Here is a 1,437-nt window from a genome sequence, read left to right on the forward strand (position 1 = left end):
GGCAGATCCTGACCCAGCGCGTCGACGAGATCGAGCAGCTTGCGAAGAAGGCCGAAGCCGCGCCGGGGCGCAAGCCGGAGGCGATCAAGGCCAGGCTCGCCGAACAGATCGCGACCCTGCTCGACACGTCCGACCGCTTTGATTCCGACCGGCTGATGCAGGAGGCGATCCTGATCGCGACCAGGGCCGATATCCGCGAGGAGCTCGACCGCATCGCCTCGCACATCGCGCAGGCGCGCGAGCTGATCGGCAAGGGCGGCCCGATCGGCCGCAAGCTCGACTTCCTGGCGCAGGAGTTTCACCGCGAGGTCAACACCTGCTGCTCGAAGTCGAACGACATCGAGCTCACCAACACGGGCCTCGCCATGAAGAACGTGGTCGAGCAGTTCCGCGAGCAGGTCCAGAATTTGGAGTGATCGATGGCGACGAGCGGTCACGGAACTGACGGTGTCGAGCGACGTGGGTTGATGTTCGTGCTGTCCTCGCCATCAGGTGCGGGCAAGACGACGCTGTCGCGCATGCTGATCGACCGCATGCCGGGCTTGAAAATGTCGGTGTCTGCGACCACGCGCGCGATGCGGCCGGGCGAGGTCAACGGCAAGGACTACACCTTCGTCGACAAGGCCACGTTCGATGCCATGGTCAAGGCCGAGGAACTGCTGGAATGGGCGACGGTGTTCGACAACAGCTACGGCACGCCGCGCGGTCCCGTCGATGCGGCGTTGTCGGCCGGCCAGGATGTGCTGTTCGACATCGACTGGCAGGGAACCCAGCAATTGAAGCAGAAGGCGCGCGCCGACGTCGTCAGCGTCTTCATCCTGCCGCCTTCGGCGGCCGACCTCGAGAAGCGCCTGCATTCGCGCGCGCAGGATTCCGACGAGGTGATCCGCAAGCGCATGAGCCGTGCCAGCGACGAGATGAGCCACTGGGCCGAGTACGACTACATCGTGATCAACCACGAGGTCGACGAAGCCTTCGCCGAGGTTCAGTCGATCCTCAAGGCCGAACGGCTCAAGCGCGAGCGGCGGATCGGCCTCGTCGGCTTCGTTCGGAGTTTGCAGGCTCAGCTTCAGGCTTAGGCCGCGACAGGCGCGGGCCTTCCATCGCCAGCTGTTCCAGCTTCGTCGTGATGACGTCGACGTCGACCGCATCGGCGTCGCGATCGGCCGGCGCATCTGTGCGATCTCCGGCATCAGTTCGCCCCTTGATAGCTCGACCCTTGATAGCTCGATCCTTGATGACTCGATCCTTGGCGCTCTCATTGGCGGCGAGCTCGGCGGCCGCAGCCACGATCTCGAATGCGCCTTCAAACATCCTGACCGCGTCCTCGTCGCGCGTGGTCTTCTCCGGCTCTGCGGCCGCGGCGGCAGCACGCGATTTGCGCGCGTCGATCAGATGGATCTCGCGGCTGATCGCGGCGAGTTTCGTCAGCTGCTT

At 64.7% G+C, this 1,437-nt stretch carries 2 protein-coding genes and 1 pseudogene; 2 read left to right on the forward strand and 1 reads right to left on the reverse strand.

Translation table 11 applies throughout. The annotated features are described in order from the left end of the window. Together JHD07_RS34575 and gmk are read left to right on the forward strand one after the other, a co-directional pair. Nucleotides 1-416 (forward strand): DUF1732 domain-containing protein (locus JHD07_RS34575; RefSeq protein ID WP_291630317.1); only part of this gene is annotated, 416 nt, incomplete at its 5' end. A gap of 3 nt (nt 417-419) precedes the next feature. Continuing rightward, nucleotides 420-1,079, forward strand: a complete 660-nt coding sequence (gene gmk, locus JHD07_RS34580; RefSeq protein ID WP_291630319.1) for a guanylate kinase — start codon at nt 420-422, stop codon at nt 1,077-1,079. On the opposite strand, the pseudogene JHD07_RS34585 reads toward gmk, so the two are convergent. Further along, a pseudogene (locus tag JHD07_RS34585) lies at nt 1,012-1,437 on the reverse strand (hypothetical protein); the annotation flags it as partial. The gene gmk and the pseudogene JHD07_RS34585 overlap by 68 nt on opposite strands.

Origin of the sequence: Bradyrhizobium sp. (assembly GCF_016462955.1) — a bacterium.
GTDB lineage: Bacteria > Pseudomonadota > Alphaproteobacteria > Rhizobiales > Xanthobacteraceae > Bradyrhizobium.